Annotated in this window: 6 protein-coding genes; 2 read left to right on the plus strand and 4 right to left on the minus strand. The window is 72.3% G+C overall.

Going from position 1 to position 7,637, the window contains the following annotated elements:
* A partial coding sequence (locus ACFWBW_RS39235) for an aminotransferase class I/II-fold pyridoxal phosphate-dependent enzyme (RefSeq protein WP_385383840.1) occupies positions 1-2,400 on the plus strand: 2,400 nt, incomplete at its 5' end.
* 54 nt (positions 2,401-2,454) lie between these two features.
* On the opposite strand, the gene ACFWBW_RS39240 is transcribed toward ACFWBW_RS39235, so the two are convergent.
* From ACFWBW_RS39240 to ACFWBW_RS39250, 3 genes are all read right to left on the minus strand, one after another.
* Positions 2,455-2,721: a hypothetical protein gene (locus tag ACFWBW_RS39240; protein WP_385383843.1), complete on the minus strand. Its 267-nt coding sequence runs from the start codon at positions 2,719-2,721 to the stop codon at positions 2,455-2,457.
* A 160-nt stretch (positions 2,722-2,881) separates the two neighbouring features.
* Positions 2,882-3,790, minus strand: coding sequence for a GlxA family transcriptional regulator (locus tag ACFWBW_RS39245; protein WP_385383846.1), 909 nt, complete (start codon positions 3,788-3,790; stop codon positions 2,882-2,884).
* A gap of 7 nt (positions 3,791-3,797) precedes the next feature.
* Entirely contained in the window at positions 3,798-4,397 is a 600-nt protein-coding gene (locus ACFWBW_RS39250; RefSeq protein ID WP_385383849.1) for a cysteine hydrolase family protein, read from the minus strand.
* Between the two features lie 223 nt (positions 4,398-4,620).
* Here ACFWBW_RS39250 and ACFWBW_RS39255 point away from each other — a divergent pair, with 223 nt between their 5' ends.
* Positions 4,621-5,076 carry a hypothetical protein gene (locus ACFWBW_RS39255; RefSeq protein WP_385383852.1) on the plus strand — a complete coding sequence of 152 codons (456 nt, stop codon included), beginning with the start codon at positions 4,621-4,623 and terminating at the stop codon, positions 5,074-5,076.
* Positions 5,077-5,080: 4 nt separating this feature from the next.
* On the opposite strand, the gene ACFWBW_RS39260 is transcribed toward ACFWBW_RS39255, so the two are convergent.
* Entirely contained in the window at positions 5,081-7,420 is a 2,340-nt protein-coding gene (locus ACFWBW_RS39260) for an ATP-binding protein (RefSeq protein WP_385383855.1), read from the minus strand.
* Between the last annotated feature and the right edge of the window lie 217 nt (positions 7,421-7,637).

Genomic DNA, 7,637 nt, shown 5'->3' on the forward strand with positions numbered 1-7,637 from the left:
GTCGAGGACGCCATCCGCTCGGGCCTCACCGCCCGGCCGATCGTCAGCCCCGTCCTGCCGTTCGTCTCCTCCGTGAACGCCGAGGTCTGCACCGACCCCGTCCGGCTGCGCGAGCTGTGGGCCCGGCACGCGTCCGCGCCGGTCCTCTTCGGCGACGCCGTCCGTACCGCCTACGACCAAGGGGCCCGCGTCTTCCTCCAGGTGACGGGCGGCAGTTCGCTCCTCGCCTCGGTCCGCCGCAACCTCACCGGCCACGACGACGTCCACGTCGTCCCGGTCGAGGGGACGGCCGACGGCGGGCGCACCTTCGTACTGGCCCTCGCCCGGCTCGCGGTCCTGGGCGCCCCGGTCGACCCGCGCGCCCTGATCGCCGAGGAGGACCGCCGGCTGCTGGACCTGCCGGTGGCCGGGCTCGCCACCCAGTCCTACTGGGTGCCGGCCAGGCGCACCGCGAGGCAGGGACCCGCCGCAGCCTCCCTCCCGCCGCAGCCCCTGCAGCCCGTGGAGTCCGTGCAGCCCGTCACCCCCATGGACGAACTGCTCGAGCTCGTCCGGCAGCAGGCGGAGCTGCTCGCCCGCCTCTCGCGGGCGCTCCCCGCGCCGGTGCCCACCGCTCCGGCCCTACCCGTTGCCGCGGCCCCCGAGGAGTCCGAGGCCACGGTCGGCGACCCCGCCGACCCGCCCGCCCCGCGCGCGGCGGCCGACGGGGCCGCCGACGGGGCCGCCGGCGAGGTCACCTGCGAGGTCACCGAAGCCGTGCTCGCGCAGGTGGCCCGGATCAGCGCCTTCCCGGTGGAGCGGCTGAGCAACGACCAGCTGCTGATCGACGACCTCGGGTTCGACTCGCTGATGCTGACCGACCTGTTCACCTCCCTCAACCGGCAGTGGCCGCAGTGGTCCTTCGACGAGCGGGCCGCCGACCGGCCGACCGTCGCCCGGCTCGCCGCGCTGATCACGGGCACCTGCCCGGACGCCACGCCGGCGACGGCCCTCCCCGGGCAGCGCGCCGGACACGGTGACGGGACTCCGCCGGCTGCGGCCGCCGACCCGGCGCCGGTCGTGGTGGCTCCCGCCCCGCCCGCGGCCGCGGACTCCCCCCGCCTGCGCGTGGTCCCGACGCCCCCTGACCAGCCGACGGTTTCCACCCCGGCCGCGCCGGAGGAGCACACGCGGATCGACCGCTTCCCGGAGGTCGCCGCCCACGGCGAGCGGATCGGGATGCTCGCCGGGTTGGGACTCGCGAATCCGTACTTCCTCGTCCACGAAGGCGGCATGACGGACACGACGGTCGTCGACGGCCGGGAACTCGTCTCCTTCTCCAGCTACAACTACCTGGGCATGGCGACCGACCCGACGGTGAAGGCCGCCGCCAAGGAGGCGGTCGAGCGCTACGGCACTTCGGTGTCCGCCAGCCGACTGCTGTCCGGCAGCCGTCCGCTCCACCTGGAACTCGAAGCGGAACTCGCCGGCCTGCTCGGATGCGAATCCGCGCTCACCCTCGCCAACGGACACGCCACCAACGTCACCGTGATCGGACACCTCGTCGGCCCCGGCGACCTCGTCCTGCACGACGCCCTCGCCCACGACAGCATCCTGCAGGGCTGCAAGCTCTCCGGCGCGACCCGGCGGCCGTTCCCGCACAACGACGCGGCCGCGCTCGACGCCGTGCTCGGCCAGGTCCGCGACCAGTACCGGCGGGTGCTCATCGTCATCGAAGGCGTCTACAGCATGGACGGCGACATCGCCGACCTGCCCGCGCTCGTCGAGGTCAAGCGCCGCCACGGCGCGCTGCTGATGATCGACGAGGCCCACAGCATCGGCACGATCGGCGCGACGGGACGCGGCATCGGCGAGTACCACGGCATCGAGCGGGCGTCCGTCGATCTGTGGTCGGGCACGTTGTCCAAGGCACTGGCCAGTTGCGGCGGGTACGTCGCCGGGAGCCGCACGGTCGTCGAGTACCTGCGCTACACCGTGCCGGGCTTCGTCTACAGCGCCGGCATGACCCCGGCCGACACCGCCGCCTCGCTGGCCGCCCTGCGCCTCCTGCGCACCGAGCCGCAGCGCATCACGCGTCTCGCGTACAACGCCTCGCTGTTCGTCCGCCTGGCGCGCGAGGCGGGGATCGACGTCGGGGACAGCCACGACACGCCGGTCGTCCCCTGCATCGTCGGGGACTCGCTGAAGACGCTGAAGCTCGCGGAGGCCCTCTTCCAGCAGGGCATCAGCGTCAACCCCATCCTCTACCCGGCCGTACCGGAGGAAATGGCCCGGCTGCGCTTCTTCATCACCTGTGACCACACGCCCGACCAGATCCGGCAGGCCGTGACCGCGCTGGTACGCGAACTGCGGCAGCCGCAGGCGGACACGGCCACCTCGGCCCCTGCCCCCGCCGCGTGATCCCCGCCGCCGTGCACGCCGGCTTCCCGCCGATCGCGCGAGCGCCCCGGATCGTCAGGACGTCTCCTGAGCCGACAGGAGTTCACGGATCCGGTCGGCGGACGCGGCCTGGGAGGCTCGGACGGTCAGCCAGGAGCCGTCCGAGCACACGATGTCCAGACGCCGCCGCGTCCGTCGCGGCCAGGGGATGCGCCGCACACCGGCGTGCCCGCAGGAGACCGCCTCCGGTGCGTGTTGCCAGGCGGCCCGGACGGCGACCCTGCCGTCGGCCACGACGAGCAGGCGGTCGTCCGCCTCCTCCGTGCGCAGCGCGTCCCTCACCCAGTACGCCGTATGCACCGCGAGGACGAGCCGTCCCGCCTCGCTGTCCCACCCGCCCCGTGCCGCGCACCCCCACCGGAAGATCTGGAGAACCCTGAGCGCCGTAGCGTAGATGATCTCCGGGACGCTCGAGCATGCCGGGCCGGGTCTACTGCCGCGTTCAGGCCGTGCGGGCGCGGAGGCGGCGCAGCATGCGGGGGTCCTCGAATCCGACCGCGCGGGCAGCAGCATCGGTCGTTGCGCCTCGGCTGATGAGGTGTTGGGCGCGTTCAAGGCGGAGGGTCTGCTGGTAGCGCAGGGGGGTGAGCCCGGTGGCTCGGCCGAAGAGGCGGGTGAGGGTGCGTTCGCTCACGCCGACGGCCGCGGCAAGGGTCGGCAGGGGAAGCGGTTGGTCGAAGCGGGTGTCGATGAGGTCCTGGACCCGGTGCACGGTGTCGTCGAGGTGGGACCGGTGCCGGAGCATCGCGCTGGACTGCGGGTCGTGGCCGTTGCGGCGGGCGTAGACGACCATGTCCCGGGCCACTTGGGCGGCGGCGGCCGGGCCGTGCCGGGTCGCGACCAGGTGCAGGGCCAGATCGATGCCGCTGGCGATACCGGCCGAGGTGATCACCCGGTCGTCGGCGGTGAACAGGACATCGCGGACGACCACCGCCCCGGGGTGGCGCAGGGCCAACTCGTCCTGCAGGTCGTGGTGAGTGGTGCAGCGGCGGCCGTCGAGCAGGCCGGCCTGACCGAGCGCATCGGCTCCGGCGCAGACGCTGGCCACCGTCCCGCCCCGTGCGTGATGGTCCCGAAAGACCTGGAGGGAGGCGGCGCCGATGGCGGGGCCATCGGCCAGGACACCCGGCCACCAGCCGGGCACCACGATCAGATCCTCCGGGCCGAGCTCGGGCCACTCGAGCCCCGCCAGCAGCGGCAGGCCCTGGGCGGTGGAGACCTGCGGCTGCTCGGCGACGTAGGCGAGCGTGTAGGCGTGCCCGAAGTCGGCCGCGGTGGAGAACACCTGCGCGGGGCCGGCCAGGTCCAACAATTGGACTCCGGGAACCAGGAAGAAGACGATGCGGCTCACGATTCGGTCATCGTACGGGTTCCGCGGCTGCCTCCAGCTCGTCGATCGTCGCGATGGTGGCGAAGCGTCCGGCGAGGGCGTACTCGGTGCGCCTGATGACCTCCGCGGACGGCAACGTGCGGGGGTCGGCAAGCAGCTCGGCGACGCTCCGGCCGGCGGGCGCGTCGCGGTGGGGAATGGGATGCGTCGCGGTCGCATCGATCACGAAGGTGACCTCGTAGCCGAGATCGCATGCGACGCGGGTAGTCGTCTCCGCGCACTGCTCGGTCCGGATGCCGCAGACGGTGAGCTCGCGGATGCCGTGCGCGGTGAGGAGCTGTTGCAGGTTGGTGGTGGTGAAGGCGTTGTGCGAGGTCTTGTGGATCACCGGCTCCCCCTCCACCCGCTCCAGCTCCGTCATCAGCCGGACATGGCCCAGGGCCGGGTCGAAGACATCGCCGGCGCCGGGCTCGGAGTGCAGCACCCACACCACCAGGTCACCGGCCTGTCGGGAGAGCCGGACCAGGCGGTTCACCTTCTCCGGAATGTTCGGATCGGAAATCGCTTCCCACAGCGGCGCGGCGCGGAAGGACTCCTGGACATCGATGACGATCAGTGCTCGGGTCATGTCCCCAAGCCTGGCCCTCGCGGACGGCTACGGAACAGGCCGCATCGGGTCCGGCAGCGGACCGATCCGGTCACCAGGAGAAGTAGCCGACGCAGCTCGCCGTGCTCATCGGCCACTGCCGGACCGCGGTGCCGGGACCACTCCCTCTACGGATGTAGAGTGCGAGTCGACCAGGCCCTCTACATGTGTAGAGGATGATCTGGCCCATCCTCAAGGAGTCACCATGAGCGCGACCGCCCCCTCGGTCAGGCAAAAGCCGGAACCGCTGCGACCCTTCAGGGTGGGGGTCGGCGGCTTCTTGTTCCTGGGTACGGGACACCTCGCCCTTGCCGCCGCGGAGGCCTGGGGCAATCCGACCCCGCAGCAAGAAGCCTCGTCGGCAGCCATGCGGGCAACGAGCATGACGCTGCTGGGGCTGGAACGCACCACCCTCGAACTCGTCCACGGCATGAGTTCCGTCATGGGCCTGTTCGTCATGGCCTGCGCGCTCCTCGCCCTGTTCGCCGCCCGGCACTCCCCTGCCCTGATCGAACGGCGCACCGCCTTCGGGTGGACGCTCCTCGCCGCCTCACTCGTCGGCCTGGCGATATCCGCCCTCTTCCTGCCCCCGCCACCGATCGTCGTCCTCACCGTCACCAGCTGCGCCTTCGCCCTGTCGCTGCGCCGGGCAGCGCCCTGAGGGGTCAGGTCAGGCCGAGTTGGTGGAGGTGGTCGGCGGCCTCGGATCTGCGGGGGTTGTTGAGCCGGGCGAGCGCGTCGTGAGCGGTGGTCAGGGCCGTCTGGGCCTCGTGGTGCCGGTCGAGGTGGACCAGGACGATGCCGAGGTCGAGGCGGGCCGGTTCGCTCCAGGCAGGCATCCGTGCTGCCTGGAAGTGGGTGAGGGCATAGCGCAGGAGGTGTTCCGCCTCGTTCCATCGGTTGAGGGCGGCGAGGTCGTTGCCGATGTGCTGGCGGGTCACTGCGAGGTAGAGGCCGATCAGTTCCTGGGGCTTGCCCGGGACGCCGGTGCGGCAGATGGCTTCGCTGCGGCGGTGGATCGCCAGGGCTTCCCGGGCGCGGCCGGTCTGGCGCAGCTGCTGACCAAGGGAGTTGAGGGCGGTGAGTTCGGCGAGGCGGCTCTCGGGGCCGGTCTGCTTACCGAGGTGGTCGGCGGCTTCCTGGAGCCAGGTGATGGACTCGCTCGTTCGCCCGAGCCGGTGGAGGGCGCCGGCGGCGTAACCCAGGGCCCAGCCGATCTGGAGCTGGTCACCGCTTTCACGCGCTGCGGCCAGGGCGGCCCGTGCGGCGGTCAGGGCGGCGGTGTGGTCGTAGAGGCACATGTTGTAGGCCCAGGCCAGGTAGTTCAGGTGGACGGCCTCGTCGCGTTTGCTGCCCAGGGCACGGGCAGAGTCGACGGCCCACTGGAAGACCTGTGCCCATGCTTCCCAGTGCGGGGTGCGGTCGGAGAACCAGTGCATCGCCTCGGCGGTGTCGATGACCTGTTGGTGCAGGCCCCGGGTTTGGGCGCGGCCCAGCGCGGCGAGCCACTGGGCCTTCTCGGCCTCCAGCCAGACCCGTGCCTGTTCGTGGTCGGCGGGTGCGGTGACGGGGTCGGGGTCGGGCGTCGGGCTGCTGTCGGGGTCGGGTGCCGTGTCGAATAGCTGGGCGGCGGCGGTCGCGCGGTGCAGTGTCCAGAGGTCGGCCCGGTTCTGGGCGCTCGTGGTGTGCGCGGGCTCGTCCTCTTCTGCGAGCTGTTCGGCGGCGAAGAGGTGGAGGAGGTCGTGGAAGCGGTACCGGTCGGCGGTGGGGTGGGGCTCGAGCAGTCCGGCGTCGGTGAGGTCCTGTGCGCATGTCGCGGCCTGACGCAGGGACAGCCCTGCCAAGAGGGCGGCGCTCTGGGGGCTGAAGTCGGGGCCGTCCGCGAGCGAGGCGCGGCGGAAGACGGTGCGGGTGCGGGCGGGCAGCTGCCGGTAGGACGAGGTGAAGGCGGCGCGGACCTGCAGTGAGCCGGCTTGCAGGGTGTCCAGTCGTGTCGTGCTTTCGGCGAGCTGCGTCGCGAGTTTGGTGAGGTGTTCGCCCGGCCGGGCCGCGAGGCGCTGAGCGGCGATGCGGACGGCCAGGGGAAGGTGTCCGCACAGGTCGGCGATGTCGCGGGCGGCCTGGCTCTCGCGGCTTACGCGTTCTGGTCCGATGACGCGGGTGAGGAGTTCGACGGCTTCCTCGCGGCGCAACAGTGTGAGTTCGGGGCGGTGGACCGCTTCCAGGCCGGCCAGGGCGTTGCGGCTGGTGATGAGGGTGAGGGAGGAGCTGTGGCCGGGCAGCAGGGGGCGGACTTGGTTCTCGTCGGCGGCGTTGTCCAGGAGGAGAAGGATCCGGCGGTCGTGCAGTAGGGAACGCAGGAGGCCGCTGCGGTCCTCGGCGGTGGCGGGGATGACGCTGTCGGCGGCGCCGAGGGCGCGCAGGAGCCGGGCGAGCGCGTCGCGCGGCGGGATCGGGCGGGGGTCCGTGCCGCGCAGGTCGATGGCGTACTGGCCGTGCGGGAAGTGGGGGGCGAGGGTGTGGGCGGCGTGGACGGCGAAGGCGGTCTTGCCCAGGCCGGGCTGCCCGCTGACCACGGCTACGGGAGGGCGAGCGGGGTCGAGGTGCTCGGCCAAGGTGCGCAGCCGGTTCAGGGCAGGGCCGCGGGCCGTGAAGTCGCCCAGATCTCGTGGCAGTTGGAGCAGGTGGTGCGCAGTGGAGTGGTGTGCAGTGGGGTGGTACGGGAGGGGCTGTGTCTCCAACTGCGTGGCGCGCCCGGCTCCGCGGCGGGGACGGGGACGGCCGAGGCCGGCGATGTGTTCCAGTTCGGCGGCGGCCGTACCGTCCAGGCCCAGGGCGGTGGCGAGGGCCTGCACGGTGCGGCGCTGCGGCCCCCGGGAGCGTCCTCGCTCCAGATCCGAAAGGGCCCGCACGCTCAGCCCGGCGGCCTGCGCCAGTTCTTCCTGGCTGAGCCCTGCATCCGTTCGCAGAGCATGCAGGCGCGCCGCGAACCCCCCGTTGCTCATGACTCGAATCCCCCGGTCAGCGTGGTCCCCCCGAGTCGGCGGGTCCTACCGGCAGAAGTATGCCAAGACGCTGTATCCGCCCGTGCCGGTGGAAGTTCGCGGTCCGTACCCGGCCTGGGGTCCGTACCCGGCCCGGGGTCCGTACCCGGCCCGGGGGGTGCCCGGAGCAGGCCCGGGGGTCAGGGGTGATCTCACTTTTTGTTGGACGTCACCCGAG

The sequence above is a fragment of the Streptomyces sp. NPDC059957 genome (assembly GCF_042730015.1).
Classification (GTDB): domain Bacteria; phylum Actinomycetota; class Actinomycetes; order Streptomycetales; family Streptomycetaceae; genus Streptomyces.

Excerpts from the sequence above, each read along its gene's own strand:
- ACFWBW_RS39250 (WP_385383849.1), bottom strand. The coding sequence starts at position 4,397 with ATGACCCGAGCACTGATCGTCATCGATGTCCAGGAGTCCTTCCGCGCC.
- ACFWBW_RS39255 (WP_385383852.1), top strand. The coding sequence starts at position 4,621 with ATGAGCGCGACCGCCCCCTCGGTCAGGCAAAAGCCGGAACCGCTGCGA.
- ACFWBW_RS39260 (WP_385383855.1), bottom strand. The coding sequence starts at position 7,420 with ATGAGCAACGGGGGGTTCGCGGCGCGCCTGCATGCTCTGCGAACGGAT.